Source organism: Methylobacterium sp. B1 (assembly GCF_000333255.1).
Lineage (GTDB): Bacteria > Pseudomonadota > Alphaproteobacteria > Rhizobiales > Beijerinckiaceae > Methylobacterium > Methylobacterium fujisawaense.
In genome coordinates this window covers 1-16,684 of the sequence record NZ_BACT01000233.1, presented here as the reverse complement: position 1 = coordinate 16,684, position 16,684 = coordinate 1, and the positions used below count along the sequence as shown (strand labels likewise).

General features: G+C 65.9%; 18 protein-coding genes and 2 pseudogenes. 9 read left to right on the top strand and 11 right to left on the bottom strand.

Translation table 11 applies throughout. The features are described 5' to 3' along the window. The 7 genes and pseudogenes from I53_RS06555 to I53_RS06530 all read right to left on the bottom strand — a co-directional run. Positions 1 to 437 (bottom strand): annotated as a pseudogene (locus I53_RS06555) (hypothetical protein); the annotation flags it as partial. Positions 438 to 565: 128 nt separating this feature from the next. Further along, positions 566 to 1,123, bottom strand: a complete 558-nt coding sequence (locus I53_RS30340) for a DUF669 domain-containing protein (protein WP_083935992.1) — start codon at positions 1,121 to 1,123, stop codon at positions 566 to 568. Positions 1,124 to 1,141: 18 nt separating this feature from the next. Next, positions 1,142 to 1,936, bottom strand: a complete 795-nt coding sequence (locus I53_RS06545; RefSeq protein ID WP_043348105.1) for an ATP-binding protein — start codon at positions 1,934 to 1,936, stop codon at positions 1,142 to 1,144. 3 nt (positions 1,937 to 1,939) lie between these two features. Further along, the gene (locus I53_RS33070) at positions 1,940 to 2,140 is read right to left on the bottom strand and encodes a hypothetical protein (RefSeq protein ID WP_148291082.1); all 201 of its coding nucleotides are present in this window, start codon (positions 2,138 to 2,140) and stop codon (positions 1,940 to 1,942) included. A gap of 3 nt (positions 2,141 to 2,143) precedes the next feature. After that, entirely contained in the window at positions 2,144 to 2,347 is a 204-nt protein-coding gene (locus tag I53_RS06540; protein WP_043348103.1) for an AlpA family phage regulatory protein, read from the bottom strand. Between the two features lie 304 nt (positions 2,348 to 2,651). Continuing rightward, the gene (locus tag I53_RS06535; RefSeq protein WP_051044701.1) at positions 2,652 to 3,167 is read right to left on the bottom strand and encodes a hypothetical protein; all 516 of its coding nucleotides are present in this window, start codon (positions 3,165 to 3,167) and stop codon (positions 2,652 to 2,654) included. Further along, entirely contained in the window at positions 3,164 to 3,394 is a 231-nt protein-coding gene (locus tag I53_RS06530; protein ID WP_251982244.1) for a hypothetical protein, read from the bottom strand. The genes I53_RS06535 and I53_RS06530 overlap by 4 nt, the downstream gene beginning before the upstream one ends. Before the next feature lie 185 nt (positions 3,395 to 3,579). On the opposite strand from I53_RS06530, the gene I53_RS33755 reads away from it, so the two are divergent. The 3 genes from I53_RS33755 to I53_RS34495 all read left to right on the top strand — a co-directional run bounded on the left by I53_RS33755 (position 3,580) and on the right by I53_RS34495 (position 5,163). Continuing rightward, positions 3,580 to 3,864, top strand: a complete 285-nt coding sequence (locus I53_RS33755; RefSeq protein WP_187294313.1) for a hypothetical protein — start codon at positions 3,580 to 3,582, stop codon at positions 3,862 to 3,864. A 1-nt stretch (position 3,865) separates the two neighbouring features. Then, entirely contained in the window at positions 3,866 to 4,477 is a 612-nt protein-coding gene (locus I53_RS06525; RefSeq protein ID WP_043348100.1) for a helix-turn-helix domain-containing protein, read from the top strand. A gap of 275 nt (positions 4,478 to 4,752) precedes the next feature. Further along, positions 4,753 to 5,163: a hypothetical protein gene (locus tag I53_RS34495; RefSeq protein ID WP_148291081.1), complete on the top strand. Its 411-nt coding sequence runs from the start codon at positions 4,753 to 4,755 to the stop codon at positions 5,161 to 5,163. Here I53_RS34495 and I53_RS06515 read toward each other — a convergent pair. Beyond that, a protein-coding gene (locus I53_RS06515) for an IS3 family transposase (protein WP_106428176.1) occupies positions 5,126 to 6,384 on the bottom strand; the annotation gives its coding sequence in 2 pieces (ribosomal slippage) (positions 5,126 to 6,034 and positions 6,037 to 6,384; 1,257 coding nt in all). The genes I53_RS34495 and I53_RS06515 overlap by 38 nt on opposite strands. 102 nt (positions 6,385 to 6,486) lie before the next feature. Between I53_RS06515 and I53_RS06505 the strand changes: the two genes are divergently transcribed. Continuing rightward, positions 6,487 to 7,158, top strand: a complete 672-nt coding sequence (locus I53_RS06505; RefSeq protein WP_043348094.1) for a hypothetical protein — start codon at positions 6,487 to 6,489, stop codon at positions 7,156 to 7,158. A 237-nt stretch (positions 7,159 to 7,395) separates the two neighbouring features. Here I53_RS06505 and I53_RS31020 read toward each other — a convergent pair whose 3' ends face one another. Continuing rightward, positions 7,396 to 7,728 (bottom strand): DNA mismatch endonuclease Vsr, encoded by a 333-nt coding sequence (locus I53_RS31020; protein WP_306307426.1) that lies wholly within the window; start codon positions 7,726 to 7,728, stop codon positions 7,396 to 7,398. Positions 7,729 to 7,738: 10 nt separating this feature from the next. On the opposite strand from I53_RS31020, the gene I53_RS33060 reads away from it, so the two are divergent. Continuing rightward, on the top strand, positions 7,739 to 9,001 hold the full coding sequence (locus I53_RS33060; RefSeq protein ID WP_187294314.1) for a hypothetical protein: 1,263 nt from the start codon (positions 7,739 to 7,741) through the stop codon (positions 8,999 to 9,001). Here I53_RS33060 and I53_RS34940 read toward each other — a convergent pair whose 3' ends face one another. Next, a complete protein-coding gene (locus I53_RS34940; RefSeq protein ID WP_083935990.1) occupies positions 9,002 to 10,276 on the bottom strand; it encodes a DNA cytosine methyltransferase in 1,275 nt (424 codons plus the stop codon). A 466-nt stretch (positions 10,277 to 10,742) separates the two neighbouring features. Between I53_RS34940 and I53_RS33055 the strand changes: the two genes are divergently transcribed. Further along, positions 10,743 to 11,168 carry a hypothetical protein gene (locus tag I53_RS33055; protein WP_148291079.1) on the top strand — a complete coding sequence of 142 codons (426 nt, stop codon included), beginning with the start codon at positions 10,743 to 10,745 and terminating at the stop codon, positions 11,166 to 11,168. Between the two features lie 10 nt (positions 11,169 to 11,178). Here I53_RS33055 and I53_RS06485 read toward each other — a convergent pair whose 3' ends face one another. Next, positions 11,179 to 12,999, bottom strand: coding sequence for a recombinase family protein (locus tag I53_RS06485; RefSeq protein ID WP_043348086.1), 1,821 nt, complete (start codon positions 12,997 to 12,999; stop codon positions 11,179 to 11,181). A 205-nt stretch (positions 13,000 to 13,204) separates the two neighbouring features. On the opposite strand from I53_RS06485, the pseudogene I53_RS35885 reads away from it, so the two are divergent. The 3 genes and pseudogenes from I53_RS35885 to I53_RS06470 all read left to right on the top strand — a co-directional run bounded on the left by I53_RS35885 (position 13,205) and on the right by I53_RS06470 (position 16,588). Continuing rightward, a pseudogene (locus tag I53_RS35885) lies at positions 13,205 to 14,396 on the top strand (inositol-3-phosphate synthase). 39 nt (positions 14,397 to 14,435) lie between these two features. Continuing rightward, on the top strand, positions 14,436 to 15,362 hold the full coding sequence (locus tag I53_RS06475) for a hypothetical protein (RefSeq protein ID WP_043348083.1): 927 nt from the start codon (positions 14,436 to 14,438) through the stop codon (positions 15,360 to 15,362). 44 nt (positions 15,363 to 15,406) lie between these two features. Next, positions 15,407 to 16,588: a methyltransferase domain-containing protein gene (locus I53_RS06470; RefSeq protein ID WP_043348079.1), complete on the top strand. Its 1,182-nt coding sequence runs from the start codon at positions 15,407 to 15,409 to the stop codon at positions 16,586 to 16,588. The last annotated feature ends 96 nt before the right edge of the window (positions 16,589 to 16,684 follow it).

Here is a 16,684-nt window from a genome sequence, read left to right as displayed (position 1 = left end):
CGGATTTTGCCCTTGGTGATCGCCTTGAAGCTCTTGTCGTTGGCCGATTTGCACTCGACCGCGTGCGTCTCGTTCGGCGCCTCGGGCAGGCCGATAGCGATGGCGTCGAGCTTGCCGCGCAGCTGACCATGGGCGAGTTCGACCCGATACTGCTTGCCCGTGGCCGGATCGACGCGCTCAACCCGAGCGCCGATCATCTCCAGCATGTCGAGCAGCCGGGTCTCGTAGATCTCGCCGGTTTTGAAGATGCGCTGCCGGCGGCCCTCGGCGGGCTCCGGCGCGGCGGCCCAGCGGAACGCGAACCACAAGGCGCGGTCGCAGGGATTGATCACCTGGGAGATCGACACGCCCAGGCTGTCGCCCGAGCGGGCGGCGCGGACGAAAGCGGCATCAATCGCGGTGATGGTCGAGGGGAGGGGCTGAGGGATCGCCGCCATCAGGGGGCGCCCTTGTCAGGCAAAAGGGTAGCGGTCATCGTCCGCGGGCTCCGCGCGATGTGAAATCGTCAGGGGCGGATGGGCGGCCGGCTCGAACTTCCAGGGACGGTGCCGGCCGCCCGGCTAGATCAGAACGGGATCTGGTCCTCGTTCTCGATCGTGCGGGGCTGGGCGCCGCCGGAGTTGCCCCACGGACGCGCAGGACGCGAGGAGGCGATGGTCGCCGCGGGCGACTGCACCGCGGTTGGACGGGACGCCTGAGGGCGCGCGGCCGGCGCCGGACCCGTGCCCGGCGGCTTGTAGTTCCGCAGGTCGTTGCCGGGCCCGTAACCGTTGCGAGCCGGGGTGACGATCACGTCGGCGCGGAACGGCTTGTTGTGCAGCTCGTTCGAGTCCGAGATCGCGCCCGTACCGGTGGCCGCGCAGAGCTTGCCCAACTCACGGTGGGCGATCTCCTGGGTCTGAGCATTGTCGTTCCGGATGTTCAGCCGGAGCCACACGCGCCGTCCAGTCAACGGACCGGTGGTGACCTCGCAGACGAGGACCAGCATATCGCCGCCGGACTTGGTCTGCTTCACCTCACTGTCGATGACGTGAAGATCGTAGGTGCCGGCGGGCAAAGGTTCGAAGCCGCCGTCGTCAGACTGAACGGAGGCCGGATCAAAAGTCGTACCGAGAGAAGCCATGGTCGATGGTCCTTCTGATTACGCCGCGTTCGACGCGGTCTCGGGGGTGGTCGGGAAGTACTGCGCGAGGGCCGCGTAGCCCTTGCCGCGCTCGTAGAGGATCCGCTCCGGCATCCCGTACCGGTTGCCGGCCGCGTAGGCCGGGCGGCTGGTCAAGTGCATCCAGACGGACCGGCCGCCATCGGCGCGCGCGCGCTGCTTGTTGAAGCCGACGTCCTCGGTCTTGATCACGACGTCGGGCTTGAGCAAAAGGATGACGTCGGACTCGCGCTTCAGTAGATCTCGCGCTTTTTCGTGCAGGTCGATGTCGTACCGAGAGTACGAGCTAGTCTCCGGGTCCTCGAAGCGCTCGATCTTGCTGTGCGCGATCAAGACGATGCCCATGCCGCGGTCGCGGCGCAGGGCGTTCAACCCGTCGAGAACTTCCTGCCAAACGGCGAGGGCATAGATGTAACCCTTGCCGTAGCCAAAGTCCTCGATCCGGGCCTTCTTGACGCCCTTCTCGTCGCCCCGCGCGCAGGTCTCGGCGTAGATCAGCTGCTGCGCTGCCGTGACGCTGTCGACGACCACGGTCTGGAAGTCGTGCTCGCGCTCGTAGAGTATGGCGACAGTCGACATAAGCTCCTCATAGGTGCCGAGCTTGCCGGTGCCGGCAACATCGAGGGCCGCGGTGCCGTCCTCGGCCTGGATGAAGACCGGGTTCGGGTACTCGGAGGCCAAGGTCGACTTGCCGGCCTTCTCGGGCCCGTACTCCAGGATCAGCGGCGGCACGGGCCGCTTCTTCTGCTTCAGCCGGTTCCAGATGTCGGACATGGTTCAGCCTCCCCGCTGGTCGATCCGCCGAAAGCGCGCGTTCAGGAGCCGAAGCGCGTGCTCCGTGCGATCGATGTCGGCCGAGACCGACTCGTGCTTGAAGGAACCGATCGTTGTCTTGCCGGCTCGTTCAGGGCCGTAAAGCAGGACAATAACCGGCTCCGGGCGCATCATCCGCTTCAGTCGTCCCCAGGCATTAATCATGGCTTAACCTCTCTTTCGGTGCGCTTCTTCGTATTCTTCGATCTCTCGCAGGTACCAGGACACAGAATTCCCGACCTTGACGGGTCGCGGGAATCCCTTTGTCGCCATCCAGCGGCCCAAGGTTCGCCGGCTGATTCCTCCGTAGCGGATCAGGAGGCTATCTTCCCGCACGAGATCGTTCTGGCCGATGTTGTCGTTCACATTCATGGTCCCCTTCCTACTCGTGGGCGACGACCAATAGCTACGGACAACGCCGGGCGCTGACAATTCCACTTATTTTCGGTTTGATGTACAATCATACGATTTTCGACGAATCCGAAAATCATTTGCGGCTACGCTCCGACGGCGCAGGGGAGGCCGCGCGGACGACCTCCCCCTTGCCGGCGCATCCCCGCCGCGGCGCGGCATGGGGAACGGGGTCGAGCGGCGGGCTGCCGGTGAGCCGCGCCGCAGGAATTCAGGGAGCGGTTCACCGCAGGCTCGTCGAGGCGCATGGCGGCGTCGGCGTCGATCACGCCTCGCCCGTGCGAAGGAGCTTGTCGGCCGCGTAGGCCGCGATCAGCGCGGCGTCGGCGCGGCCGTGGTCCTTTTTCCGCGCGAACCGATCGGCGCTGGTCGGGAACAGGCGGATTGCTTCCCGCCGAGCGATGTCCTCGCCGCCGGCTGCCTTGCCTGGGATCTTCCAGTACTTCTTCCAGGACCCGGGCGTGAACCGATGCAATGGCACTCCGGCCAGGGTCAGCACGGTCTCGACCTCGCCGACGCCACGGCCGAAGTTGAAGGCGCTCGACGCCCCCATGGTGCGGCGCTGGCCGCCCGCGCCGATCGAGGGCATCGCGTTGACCGCTTCGATCACCGCAAGCGTCGGGGCCATCTGCTCCAATCGGCGCGACAGGGCGTGCACGTCGACCCGTCCCGCGATCACCGGCAGGTCTTCGACAGTCACACGGTCGGGCTGGCTCGGGAAAAAGTAGGCGACCGCGCCGTGGAGTCCGGGGTCGACCGCAACGATACAGGGTTCGGTCACGCCCAGTCCTCCAAGCGGATGTCGTCGAGGGCGAGGTCCAGGGCCACGCCGAGCGCACCCGCCCGCCGGCCCTCGGTGGTTCGAGTCAGCGCCGCGCGAAGCTCAGCCGGGTCGATGCCGGCCTGAAGGGCGAGGCTCGCTGCGATCCCAAGGTCTCGCGCGGCGATGTCGGCCTGGGTGTCGAGCTTGGCGCCGGCCAGGAAGATCTCAGCGAGGCGTCCGTCCACCCACGACGCCGAGGCCGTGTACTGAAGACGGTCACACTCGTAATCGTAGTGCAGTGTTCCGCGGCGGTTTGGGATCCGTTGTCTTGACATCCAGCGTGCCACTGCCCCTTGCCTCGGCAAGAAAGCGTCGATAATAGATGTTCGCCCGGCGGTCAACGCGGCATTAACACAGGAGATCTGAATCCGTGGAATCGTCGAGTGTGCAGATCCTGCACATGCCCAAAGTTCTACAATCTGATAATTCGTCAAGTCTTGGTGCGACGCCCTTGACCGCATCACGGGCATCGGGGGTGCGGCGCTCGGGGCCGATGGTCGTCCTGGATGCGACTGAGACTGGGGCTGTGATCCACGCGCTGCCCTTGCCGCTGGAGCCCGACGAGTTGGAGCACCTCGGCGCGCGCGCCTTTGAGATGGCCGCCGCCGCCCGCGCGCGCATCGCGGCTTGTGAAACCACAGCAGGAGACATCTGAGATGGGAGGGTTGGTCCCGGTCCGCGAATTTACGTCGCCCGAGGAGATGCGGGCTCACTACGCGGCGGTACGGCAGCGGTGCTTTGCGCCGGCCGTGCGCAAGCTGGCGTCCCCGCCCACGCTGGCGCTTCCGCCGCTCGTGCCGAAGCGGCCTTGGACTGCCCCTTCGATCGTGCCCCGCGAAGAGATCGCCGTCTCGACCACCGCTCAGGTCACAGGGCAGGCGATGTTGTCTCTGACAGAATGCGTCCGGATGGTCGGGTTGGTGGCCGATATTACCATGATCGAACTGGCCGGGCCGCGGCGCCGGGCCAACCTTACCAAGGCGCGCCAGATCTGTTCCTGGCTCGGCAAGCAGTATGCGGGCGCCAGCTTCCCCCAGATCGGGAAGCGCCTCGGCGGACGCGACCACACGACGGCGCTCCATGGCTATCGTCGTACGCAGGCTGTCATCGATCGCGGCCTCGTCACGGTTGCCGGTGACCCGTTCCTGGACGCCAAGGCTCTGTGGGAGGCCGACTGGCCGGCCGCGCTGATGCCGAAGGTACGGACGCAGGTCCTGCATCGAACGCCGACCGGCCAGTTCACCGCGAAGGGCCAGCCGTCGTGCTGATGGATCGCGCGGCGGCGGAACGCGAGATCGCCGCGGTCGACCGGGCCTTAGCTGCCGGGTACCCGATCCGGTCCACGCCGGGGCAGAATACCTCCCGATCAGCCATCCGCGCGGCCTCGGATGAACTCGGTGTCGGCCGCGTCGCCTTCGCGGTTCGCGTCGGCCTTCCCGACGAGCCCGGATCGCATCACGGCCGCTTCGGCCTGTCGCCGGACTGGTCGATCGCCGCGGGGCGGGGTGAACTCGGCACGAAGCCCGTCCTGCCTGGCTGGGAGATGAAGCGGGTCTCGACCAAGCTCGATAAGAACGGCGAAGTGGCCGGCGAGACGATCGTCCAGGCCCCCGCGGCCGGCGGACGATTCGAAGTCCCGGCCGGGCACATCCTGACCAAGCAGACCATCGCGGCGCGGGCGGACGGTCGCATCGCGCGGAGCTGGATCCGCACGCAACCCGGCATGTCGCCGGGCGAGATGGTCGGCACAATCCGGGACGCCTTTGAGGGGTTCGAGGCGCGTGCCGTTCCGGCTCAGGACATCCCCGTAACTGTTGCGGACTTGGCGACGGTGTATCCGATCGCGGACGCGCATATTGGTCTTCTCACGTGGCACCGTGAAACCGGCGTGAACTGGGATCTGTTGTTGTTGCCCCCTAAAAACCGGACAGGGTCTCCTGGGTTGATCGGGTGATGAACTCGCGCGGCGAGCGGTAGCCGAGCGCGCGATGAGGATGAAGGTCGTTGTAGTGCGCCAGCCAAACGGGGAGCTGGCGCAGCACGCTCTCGGCATCCGGTAGCACCGAGACACGCACGTAGTCGCGTTTCAAGGTTCGCACGAACGCTTCGGCCATGCCGTTGCTCTGCGGGCTCTCCAGCGGCGTCGTCTTCGGTATCAAGCCGAGTTCGCGGGCGAAGCGGCGCGTGTCGCGGGCGACGTAGCAACTGCCGTTGTCAGTCAGCCACTCGATCAGGCTCGGTAGCTGGTTGACCGCCCCGAAGCGATGCTCGACGGCCGCCACCATCAGGTCGCGGACGTCCTCGCCCGTGATGCCCGCCGTGGTCGCCACGTAGCTCATCGCTTCCCGATCGCAGCAATCGAGCGCGAAGGCGACCCGCACACGCTCACCGTTCTCTGCTGCGATCTCTAGCCCGTCCGAGCACCAGCGCGTGTTGCGCGTGGCCACCGCCACCTTGCCCTCGTGACGGCGCGTCTCGGCTCCGCCCACATGTCGCTGCAGCAGGAGACCGTGCACCTTCATGACCCGGTAGACCCGCTTGGCGTTCGGTGCAGGCCGACCGTCCCGCTCGGCCTGCCGGCGCAGAAGGGCATGGACGCGCCGATAGCCGTAGGTCGGCAGATCGGCGATGAGCGCCTGGATCGCGCCGAGCAACGCGGCGTCGGGTGCAGGCGGACGGCCGCGTCGGCCCCTGGGCTTCCAGGCGGGGGAGGCCTGCCTGGACGAGGCGAGGTGCGGGCGTGACACGCTCAAAGCTGCGGCCACAGCGCTCACCGGCCGTCCCCCGGCCACGAGGTCACGCGCGAGGGCAACTTTTTGGGGGCGGCGACCCGCTCCATCGCCTCGCGCAGGATCTCGGTCTCGAGCGTCTTCTTGCCCAGGAGCCGCTGCAGTTCGCGGATCTGCTGCTGGGCAGCCCGCAGCTCGGACGCTGGCACCACCTCTTCACCGGCACCGGCGGCCGTGAACGCGCCGCGCTCCATCAGCCGACGCCACGTGAACAGCTGGTTGGCGTTCAGCCCGTGGCGGCGGGCGACGAGCGAGACGGACTGACCGGGCAGATAGGTCTCCTCGACGAGGCGCACCTTCTCCTGCGTGGTCCAATGCCGACGCCGCTGGACGGAGGTGATCACCTCGACGCGTTCGGCGCGGGGCGGGTCGTTAGAACTCACCATACGGTCGGTCATAGGCACACACTTCCATAAGCGTGAGCCCCTGTCCGGTCATTTTGGGGGCTACTTCATCTGTCGATCGCGCAGACCACGATCCGGCAGACCGTGACCCGCCTCGTCGCGGCGGCGCCGGCCTCGAAGCAGGCGGTCGTGCTCGGGCTCGGGGATTTGCTCCATGCGGATGGGTACGACAACTGCACGCCGCGCTCGAAGAACGTGCTCGACGTGGACGGCCGCTATCCCAAGATCCTCCGGGCCGCGACGCATCTCATCATCGACACGGTGGACACCGCGCTGAGCAAGCACGAGCGGGTGCTGGTCCGCATCCTGCGCGGCAACCACGATCGGGAGTCCGCCATCGCGGTGGCCCTGGGCCTGTCGCTCTATTATGCGAACGACCCGCGCGTCATGGTCGACGACGATCCCGGCTACTTTTGGTGGTGGTCCTGGGGCACGACGCTGCTGGGCGCGACCCACGGTGACGCCGCCAAGATGGCGACGCTGCCGCTGGTCATGGCGACGCGGGCCTCGGCGGCCTGGGGGCAGGCACGCTTCCGGCACATCCTGACCGGCCACATCCACACCAAGACGGCGATCGAGCTGTCGGGCGTGACCGTGGAGAGCCTGCAGACGCCGGCACCGGCCGACGCGTGGCACCACGAGATGGGATATGGCGCCGGCCGCTCGATGACCGCGATCACCTACCATCGGGAGCACGGTGAGACCGGCCGGGTGAAGGTGAATGTGGTTCCGGCTGGATCGGCGGGGGAGGTCTGAGCATGACGGACCCGATCGTCGAGGCCGTTCGTGCCGATCTGCTCCGGCGCTCACAGGCTGGTCTCGTGAAGTACGGGACGACCCTGGACCGGACCGACCTGGATCTCCGGGATTGGCTCCAGCACGCTTACGAGGAGTGTCTAGATCAAGCGTTATATCTAGCGAGATCTATCCGGAAGCTGGATCGAACAAGTACCTATGCGCCCGATTAGAGAATATTTCAAATTCTTCGGCGCTCTATCCCAGGAAAGTACGCAGTCTATCCGTAAGATTATCTTGTGCACGCAGCTCGCACTCCCAGAGAACTAGTACCCGCCATCCTGCGTTCTCGAGAGCGATCACAGCCGCCTCATCGCGAAGGCGGTTCAACTTAAGCTTGCGGTCCCACCATTCGGCATTGGCCACCGGTCGCTTTCTGCCTTTGGGGCAATGATGATCGTGCCAGAAGCAGCCGTGGACAAAGATCACCGCGCGTCGACGCGGGAAAACTAAATCAGGTTTTCCCGGGAGGTCGTGACAATGAAGGCGATACCTGTAACCGAGCTTATGTGCGAGGCGTCGCACGAGCATCTCGGGCTTCGTGTCCTTCGAGCGTACGGCTGCCATGTTGCGCGATTTTGCGTCGCTCGGAATCTGCCTTGGCGGATTGGTCGTCATGGCTGTATCTGGGCTCGGGGACAGGGAACGCGCGACAGGCATGGCAACGTTCGAGGAATTTGCGCAGCAGCTTGAGCATTGCGTCGAATCGCAAGACGAGATCAACGCATTCATCGCTGCCTTCGCCAGGGTCCGCATACGCCGTATCGTAAACCTTTCAGAACCTCCTGCTGGCGACACGTGGCCTATGGTGCCTACCGTCGACTGGACCGACGAGTCCAAGCTGAGGGCTAGCGGGCTCCGTAAATTAGATAATCATGAGCCGTGGAAACGTTGGCTTCATATCGATATAGCGCTCGGGCCTGATCAAAAACTCGTCGATCGGTACGTCACGATGACAGGGGTTTCCGACAAGCAAAGCCGAGCAATTTTTCCCCTTCTTTCGTCCTCGACCGTTCGACGTGCAGCTGGAAACGCTAGTGCAGTGAAAAGAGAGGTGCGCGAACTCAATGGGTGGCTTCATTGGGTGCGAAATCAGAAATTCGACCCTACTCGGTTTGTTGATTATCATAAGAATCTTAAAACTCACGGCAATACGCAAAACGTCTCAGGTGCTGTGGGGCACGTGGGGGCAGTATGCGCTTTCCTCGATGCTTTAGATGAAATTGCCCCTGGCTCGGTCGTTAACATGGATGGTGTTCATGTGGACGCTGAAACACGATCGCCGGAACGGATTCTCGCGTGGATCGATGCGGGCGGGAAAGTGCCCCGCGCTGCCCTGCTCTCGAACGGGCGAGCCGTGGCGTTCCCGAGCGATCCCGATGTCGCCATTTTCACCTCAATCGACGGAAAGCCATATAAAACTGCTGCCGATGCTTACGCCGCCTACGATGCCGTGCGCAGGCAGCCGGCCCTGCGACGGCAGCGAATCCACGAGTTCGTCGTTGGCGAGGTGAAGACCGCAACTGACCCAGCCAATTTGCACGAGCGGCTGGCTCTGGGCTCTCGTGAAACGCGAAATGAGGTGCGAACCGATCGCTTCCTGATGATGTCGGTTCTGACAAAAGAGATTCTGCGAGGCGGCTCCGGAAAGCAGTCCGGACGGACGCTGGAGAATCGCGACGTCGAGAGATTCAGTGACGTTTTCAACCTTCACTTCGCGTGGGGCTGGGATGGCGGTCGGACCCGACATCCCGAGCACTGGAACAACTTCAAGGCGCGCGTGAAGGTGTGGTGCGGCCTCTGATTACTCCGCCGCCACATGAGGCAACAGCGGAGCGTCTGGCGCGACACGGCGCCCGCGACGGACGAATTGCTTCTGTGCTTTCGTTATGTCTGACGCGGAAAGGACCGACTTAGGGAGGACGAATTGTTCCGGGCCCGGTCGCACGCCAGTTTCCATCCACTGAACCAGCGCCGACACCTGATACGATATGACCGGGGGGACGGCGTCACCGATTTGACGATATCGGGACGCCAGTGCTCCGGCAAAACGGTAGTCGAACGGGAAGCCGTTCAAGCTCGCCATCTCTCGCAATGTTAGAAGGCGGTCAGCGGTCGGGTGAACGTATCGGCCATTTCCGACGTGCGAACACTCGCGCTTGATGGTCGGCGCGGGCCGGTCCCACCACATTCGGCCGTAGACGTCCGGGTGCGAGCCGAGGTCCTTGATGGCCCAGCGGTGCCGGATGGCCGGCGTCAGCAGTTCGAGCCCGCCCGGCATACGCGCCACGTCCATCCAGGAGCCGCCGTCGTGCGGAACGGCATGCAGGCGGCGGGCGACGTCGGGCCGGAGGCCGGGAGCAACGTCGGCATCGTCGGCGTCCTCCCCCCGACTCTGCCACGCGGCGAGGCGGCCGAGCGCGGAGCGTACGGTCAGCGCGTCGGCGCTCACGGACAGCCCCGCCCAAAGGTCATCTAGAGAGCGCGCCTGTCCGATCCTGGACGCGACGACCAGGGCCCGCTCGCGAATCTGCGGCAGCCCGTAGTCGGTCAAGAAACGGATGTCGGCCTTCACGTCGTAGCCGGCTAGGCGCAGGCCGGCGCACAGGGCCTCCGCGTGGTGGGCGAACCGGCCTTGTAGGAACTCGCGTGCGTTCTCCATAACGATGTGGCGCGGCTTGAAGTAGTCGACGAACTCGCCGACCCTGCCGGTCAGCGCGTTGCGGCCGCCGTCCGAGAGGTGGTTCGTCGGCTTCGCGCGGGAGAAGTCGGTGCAGGGCGGGCAGGCTGACAGAACGCCCAGGGTGCCGGGCTTCAGGTCGACGCCAGTCCTTCGACGGATCTCCGCGCGCAGCGCCTCCGGCGTAAGGGCGAAGAGATCCTCCGCTACCGGATCGATGCCGGTGTTCAGAGCATAGCTGCTGTTGCAAGCGGTCGCGCCGGCGCCCTCGCAGGGCTTCCCTTGCTCAATATCAACGGCACCGACGACGCGGAAACCCTCGCGACGCGCGAAGCCCGCCGACATGCCACCGGCGCCGGAGAAAAGGTCTACGACGGTTAGCGGTCGACGAGCGGTCATCCGGCATACCTATCCGAGGTTCGTGTGACTAACATTTCCATAGGAGGCGCGCTTGCGAGTCCGCTGAGTTGTAGGCAGCAAAATGCGTGCGACCGATTAACGATGCCCGGAGCATGCTGGTCGCAACGCACCATAAACGCCGTCGTTTATGCGTCAACGGGCAGCTATGCCGCCGCGGTGCTTTTTGACGAGGAAAACGCAGTCGTTTATGACCTCGGCTATGGGGCGTCCGCCAATCACCGCAGGCCAGAAGATGGCCAAGCAGACTATCTGGCTCGATCCGCCTCTAGTTGCGCAGATCGTGGCCGAAGCCGGTCATCGCGGCGTTTCCGAGTTCATGCGAGATGCCGCGAAGCGCGAGCTGAAGCGTCGCGAACGCATCAGGATTCGAGAGGCGGCTGGCTCTCGGTCAACGGTAGCCCCCTGAACATCTTGCGCTTCTCGGCACGCCAGATATCGCAGTGGGATGTCAAAACCGTTCGTATCCCGGATCATCGTTCCGACGTTGGCGGCTATCGGCGCACTATCCCTCGTCGTAGTGCTGGCTGTAGTGGCGCGTGGGGTGACTCGTAACAGTTTCAGAGCACACGCCTGTGAATGGCGCTTGATCTCCGAAGCCACCTGCTATCCGGAGCCTGGCCCAGGAATCTTTGATGAGATCGCTAGCGAAATTGCGGTGAAGGAACAACTGAATAAAGATCTCGCGCCAATTTTAGCCGAGCAGGAACGACTGAAATCTGAGCGGCGCGAATGGGACAAGAATGCGCGAGCGAGCGAGCTAGATGTTCAGAAAGCCTTTATTGTGGGTTGCGAACGAGACAAACTAGCGATGATGCAAAATGGTAAAGACGTGTCGAGCGTCGATTGTTGGAAGGGCAGTACATTGCGGTGACGCGCGAAGCTCAGGCCGCCGGCCGCGGCCACGGCGCAGTCGTGCTGTCCACCACCATACTGTAGCTCTCAAGGTCGTAAGCCTCGACCAACCGCCGCTTCGCCTCGTCAGGTTTGAGCCGAGGCGCGCTCGCTCCGGAACGCGGGCTAACGAGGTCGTGGAAGGTGCCAGTGAATTCGGCGGTCGGCGGCGCGTCCTTGTCGAGCGGGATCGTCAGGGTCATCCCGCCGCGGATCTCAACCCGAGCAACCCCGGCGATCATGTCGAGCTTGGCAACCTCGATGATCTCGCGCAGAAGCGTGTGGATCCGCTGACGGATCTCGTACAGTTCGGCGCCCATCACCTCCTGCATCAGGCGCGCAAGCTCGACGGCCTCATCGACCGCGCCCGCGTTCGAGGCCGCGTTCCGGCGGAGCGCTTCCCGATCGCGGACCAGCTCGGCCTGCCGCTTCTTTAGGTTGGCGATTTCCCCCTGGATCTCGCGGCGCCGCGACAGGATCTCCGCGTCGGGTTCGTCCTCGTCCTCGATCACCCGAAGGAGGCGCGCGCTGGAGCGGGACAGCGCTTCGATCCGCGTTGCGACCTCGTCGATCTGGGCCGTCACCACGGCAGTCTCGTCCTCGATCGGGATGTTCCGAATTAGCCGACCCCACGGAACGCCCTTGAGGGCCCAGAGCAGCTTCGGCTCGAGCCAGTCGTACCTAGCGTATGACGTATTGTCACAGGACATGCCTTGCTGAGCGTTCGCGCAGCGCAGGTAGAGCTGCTTTTTCCCGCGGCTGTCGTTTTGCCGGATCAGCATGTTCTGGCCGCAGTGCGCGCACTTGGCGAGTCCTGCCGTTAGCAGGTTGCTGAACACCATATTGCGACCACCAACCTTGGCGCCGAGTTTCCGGTGCGCTGAGGCGCGGACGGCGTCCCACTGCTCGCGGGTTACGACCGCCGGCCAGTAGTCCGGGATCGGTTCGCCGACCGGCACGGTCCGCACGATGTCGGGCTCGCTGCCCTTGCCGCGCGTCCGCTCAGTTCGAACGGGCTGGTACTCGCCGATGATCGCACGGCTAGTCAGGAGCTGGCTAATGTATGTCGCGTGCCAGCGGCGGCCCGCCTCGCGCTCCACGTTCTTCCCGAGCTTGTTGCAATCGGCTGGCGGGAGTCTCGCGCCCTCCGCATTGAGCAGGTTGGCGATAGCGCGCGTGCCCATGCCGTGCGCGGCCAGATCGTAGATGCGCTGGATTGACGCAGCGGCCTCGGGAATCACGAGATGCTTGACCTCGCCGTCGTCGTAGCTGCGTGACAACCAACTCGGGTGGTACGCTCCCTTGCTTCGGCCGCCTTCGCGCGCCCTCTTATGGCGCTCCGCAATGGCCGCGTTGATCCGGTCTGACTTCTGCCGCGACTCGTTGTAAGCGAGCGTCTGCATCAGCGAGATCTGCGGATGCAAGGTCGTGTCGTAATTCTCCGCCGTGACGAGGGTGCCCCAGGCCAGCAGGTAGATGTTCGTCCCCGCATCGAGGATGTCGGTGATCAGTCGCGACGACCGGCTAGGCGGCTCGCGAGAAAGGCGATCGACGGCCTCAACGATCAGCAGGCCATTCTCAAGCTTGCCGGACTTCAGGCCCTCCAGGAACTTGCCGAGCGCCGATCCACTGCGTCGCTGCTTTCCGCGATAGGCCGACACGCCGAGGCCCTTCATCGGCTTCGCCATGGTGTAGCCCTGGCGCTCGGCGTAGGCCTTCGCGTCCTCGAATTGGCGCCGCTCGCCGTCACCGAGAATCTGGCCAGCGCTGGACAGCCGGATGTAGGAATAGGCCAACATATCCGGGGTCATAGCACGCTCCATGTCACTTCCGATACGCAGCATTTTAGGGGGCCGTTAACACCGTCAACCGGCCACGCTTCGGACGACGGAGGGGCAATGTTGTCGCATTCGGGTTGGAACGCGGCACCGTCGAGCCAGTTAGATACGGCCCCGGGGGGGTCGAACTTTCCGTCCCAAGACGCCACCCGCGTCCGCACAAGGACATCATTTTCCGATGAGCATGCAGTCCGGTCGCCGCATCGGTGTCGCGTTCGTTGGCATGGGAGGCGCCGTCGCCACCACTGCCATCGCCGGCATCGAAATGATCAAATCCGGCTCCAATCGCCTCGACGGGCTGCCGCTCGCCGGTCTCTCCGTGGCCGGCATGGCCGACTACAAGGATCTCGTCTTCGGCGGCTGGGATCTCAACGGCGACGACCTCGCGTCCGCTGCGAGCGGCCACGGCGTGCTCTCGAAGGACGACATCGAGAGCGGCGCACAGGCCCTGAAGGGCATCACCCCCTGGCCGGCGGTGGGCAGCGCCAAGTTCTGCAAGAACATCGACGGCCAGAACCGCATCGTCGCCAAGGACCACCGCGAGGCGGTCTCGGTGATCGCCAACGATCTCCGCCGCTTCCAGAAGGGAGAGCAACCTCGACGACGTGGTCGTGGTGAACCTCGCCTCCACCGAGCGCTGGCCGGACCTGAACGACCCGGCCCTGAACTCCACGGCCGCCTTCGAGAAGGGGCTCGATTCGAGCGACGAGGCGATCTCGCCCGCGATGCTCTACGCCTACGCGGCGATCAAGAGCGGCATCCCCTACGCCAACTTCACCCCGAGCGTGGCGGCCGACGTCCCGGCCCTCCTGGACCTCGCCAAGGAGCTGAACGTCCCGGTGGCCGGCAAGGACGGCAAGACCGGCCAGACCATGATGAAGACGGTGCTGGCCCCGGCCTTCAAGGCGCGGGCGCTCCACGTCGACGGCTGGTTCTCGACCAACATCCTGGGCAACCGCGACGGACTCGCCCTGAACGATCCGAACTCCCTCCAGTCGAAGCTCAACACCAAGGGCACGGTGCTCGACTCGATCCTCGGCTACCCGGTCGAGGACCACCTCGTGCACATCCACTATTACCGCCCGCGCGGCGACGACAAGGAAGCCTGGGACAACATCGACGTCACCGGCTTCATGGGCCAGCGGATGCAGGTGAAGGTGAACTTCCTCTGCAAGGACTCGATCCTGGCCGCGCCCCTGGTCATCGAGATCGCCCGCGTCCTCGACCTCGCCCGCACGCGCGGCGACGGCGGCGTGCAGGAGCAGCTCTCGACCTTCTTCAAGGCCCCGATGGTCAAGAACGGCCATGGGCCGGAGCACGCCTTCGGCAAGCAGGAGCAGATGCTCCGCGACTGGCTGGGCGTGCACTAGGCCTCGTCGCGACCAAGGGGCGGCTTCCGGAGCGAGACGATGCCAAGCGAGAACCAGCCGCCTCCCTCCGGCGCTGCCCCCGAGGCGCTGCGCGACCTCCTGATCGAGATGAACGACCTCAAGCGCGTCCGCTCGGCGGGGCGCGAGGGGTCGATCGCCGAGCGGCTGTTCGCGCAGGGATGGGGCCTCCTCACCGGGGGCGCCGCGCCCGATGACGTCGCCCTCGACATCACCGCCGTCACCCTCGCGGCGACGCGCCTCTGCGATCTCGACGCGGCCTTCCTGACCGCGGCCGGGCTGTCGGAGGAGGCGGCCTCGGCGGTGCTGGTGGCGGGCTTCGACGCCGTCACCGGGGAGCTCGATCCGGCTCTGCGCGAGCGCCTGCGCGGGCGGCTCGCGCCGCGGCCGGCCGGAAGGCCCGGACCGCTGCCGGGCTTCGTCGCCGCTCTGGCGCAGCAGCCGCGGGCGGGAGTCACCTGTCCCGGCCGCGCCCGGATCCTGCTGGAGCCGCCGGAGAACCACGCCGAGCACTGCCTCATCGTGGCGGTCTACGGGGTCTGCCTCAGCCCGTTCTACCGGGCCGACCCCGGCACCGTGTTCCTGGCCGCGATGGCGCACCATTTCCACAACGCCGCGATGCCCGATGCCGGCTTCACCGGCGAGATGCTGCTCGGCGACCATCTCGGGCCGATCATGGCCACCACCACCGCCTGGGCGCTGGCCGAGCTCGCCGAGCCCCTGCGGGGTCAGGTGGAGCGGGCCCGCGCGGTGCTGCCCGACGACGCCACCGCGGAGGGCCGCGCCTTCCACGCGGCGGATTGCATCGACCGTGTCCTCCAGATCGCCCAGCATCTGCGCGGGGCCTCGACCACGATGGGGATGGTGCTCGACGAGTGGGAGCTGGTCCATGCCGGCCCGGTGAAGGGCTTCCATGATCGTGTCCTCGCCGACATGCGCATCCCTTGATCGCCGGACCCCGCCGCCCATCTGCCCGGGCGGCTCCGAGAACCATGATCCCGTTCGAACTCCATTCGCCGGACACCGGCAACCCGCTGAAGGCCGACGGCCCGCACGCCCTGCGCGATGCGGAGACCGGCGCCCGCTGGCCCGTGATCGACGGCATCCCGTACCTGCGGATCAACCGCGAGGCCCTGGTCGAGCGGGTTCTGGCCCATCTCGACGCCGGCGAGCCCGACGAGGCGCTGGCCGCGCTGCTCGTCGATCAGGACGATTGGTGGAACGGGCCCCCGGCCGATCCCGCCGGGGTCATCCGCCTCATCAAGGAGCGCCGCACCGCGACGCTACGTGACGCGGTCCAGGGTCTCGGCTGGGGCCGCGTCGGCGACTATTTCCTGCATCGCTGGAGCGATCCGACCTTCCTGGCCGGCCTGTCGCTTCTGGAGGCGCACTGGAACGAGCCCATCTGCGTCTTCGAATTCGCCTGCGGCATCGGCCATTATCTGCGGGAATTGCAGCGGCGCGGCTGCAAGGTCGCCGGCGCCGACGTGGTCTTCGCCAAGCTCTGGGTCGCGCGCCACTGGGTGGTGGACGAGAAGGCGCAGCTCGTCTGCTTCGACGCCGGCTCGCCGCACTGGCCCATCCCGGGCGCGCCGGTCGACCTCGTCGTGTGCAACGACGCCTTCTACTTCCTCGACGACAAGGCGGCCCTGCTGGAGAACCTCCGCCAGAATGCCGGCGACGACGGCTGGCTGGCGCTGAGCCACATCCACAACCGCGACTGCCCGGGCTTCTCGGCAGGCCGGGCGGTGACCGCCGAGGAGATCGCCGAGTATTTCCCCGACGCCCTGGTCTACGACGACGCGGAGCTCACGCGGGCGCTGGTGGAGGCGCGGGCGCCGGGCCCGCAGGAGCCTGGGGCCTTGCGGACCTGCGAGGCGTTCTCGGTGGTATGCGGCCCCGGCATGCGCCCGGCGCCGCGCGCTCTGGTCGACGGGCTGACCCTGCCGAAGCCCGGCACGGTGCTGCGGCTCAACCCGCTCTATGCGCCCGAGGGGGACGGCTACGTCATCCGCTGGCCCTCGGAGCGCTACGAGGCGGAATACGCCTCCCGGGCCACCTACCCGCTGCACGCGCCCGGCCCGGAGCATCTGACCTTCGACGGCACGCTCGATAGCCCGGAGACGCAGCGTATCCGGGTGCGCGAATTCGTCGACCTGCCGGAGCGGTGGTGATGGACGCGGTCGGCTGGGGCATCGTCGGCTACGGCTGGGTCGCCCGCGACTACATGGAGCCGGGCATCCGCGCCGCCGGGCACCGGCTGGTGGCGG

What these genes read in the sequence shown, in the direction of transcription:
- I53_RS06470 (WP_043348079.1), top strand. Translation starts at nt 15,407, where the DNA reads ATGATCCCGTTCGAACTCCATTCGCCGGACACCGGCAACCCGCTGAAG.
- I53_RS06485 (WP_043348086.1), bottom strand. Translation starts at nt 12,999, where the DNA reads ATGACCCCGGATATGTTGGCCTATTCCTACATCCGGCTGTCCAGCGCT.
- I53_RS06545 (WP_043348105.1), bottom strand. Translation starts at nt 1,936, where the DNA reads ATGTCCGACATCTGGAACCGGCTGAAGCAGAAGAAGCGGCCCGTGCCG.
- I53_RS06475 (WP_043348083.1), top strand. Translation starts at nt 14,436, where the DNA reads ATGCCAAGCGAGAACCAGCCGCCTCCCTCCGGCGCTGCCCCCGAGGCG.
- I53_RS33070 (WP_148291082.1), bottom strand. Translation starts at nt 2,140, where the DNA reads ATGATTAATGCCTGGGGACGACTGAAGCGGATGATGCGCCCGGAGCCG.
- I53_RS33055 (WP_148291079.1), top strand. Translation starts at nt 10,743, where the DNA reads ATGTCAAAACCGTTCGTATCCCGGATCATCGTTCCGACGTTGGCGGCT.
- I53_RS06525 (WP_043348100.1), top strand. Translation starts at nt 3,866, where the DNA reads ATGGGAGGGTTGGTCCCGGTCCGCGAATTTACGTCGCCCGAGGAGATG.
- I53_RS06540 (WP_043348103.1), bottom strand. Translation starts at nt 2,347, where the DNA reads ATGAATGTGAACGACAACATCGGCCAGAACGATCTCGTGCGGGAAGAT.
- I53_RS34940 (WP_083935990.1), bottom strand. Translation starts at nt 10,276, where the DNA reads ATGACCGCTCGTCGACCGCTAACCGTCGTAGACCTTTTCTCCGGCGCC.
- I53_RS30340 (WP_083935992.1), bottom strand. Translation starts at nt 1,123, where the DNA reads ATGGCTTCTCTCGGTACGACTTTTGATCCGGCCTCCGTTCAGTCTGAC.
- I53_RS34495 (WP_148291081.1), top strand. Translation starts at nt 4,753, where the DNA reads ATGAAGCGGGTCTCGACCAAGCTCGATAAGAACGGCGAAGTGGCCGGC.
- I53_RS31020 (WP_306307426.1), bottom strand. Translation starts at nt 7,728, where the DNA reads ATGCTCGTGCGACGCCTCGCACATAAGCTCGGTTACAGGTATCGCCTT.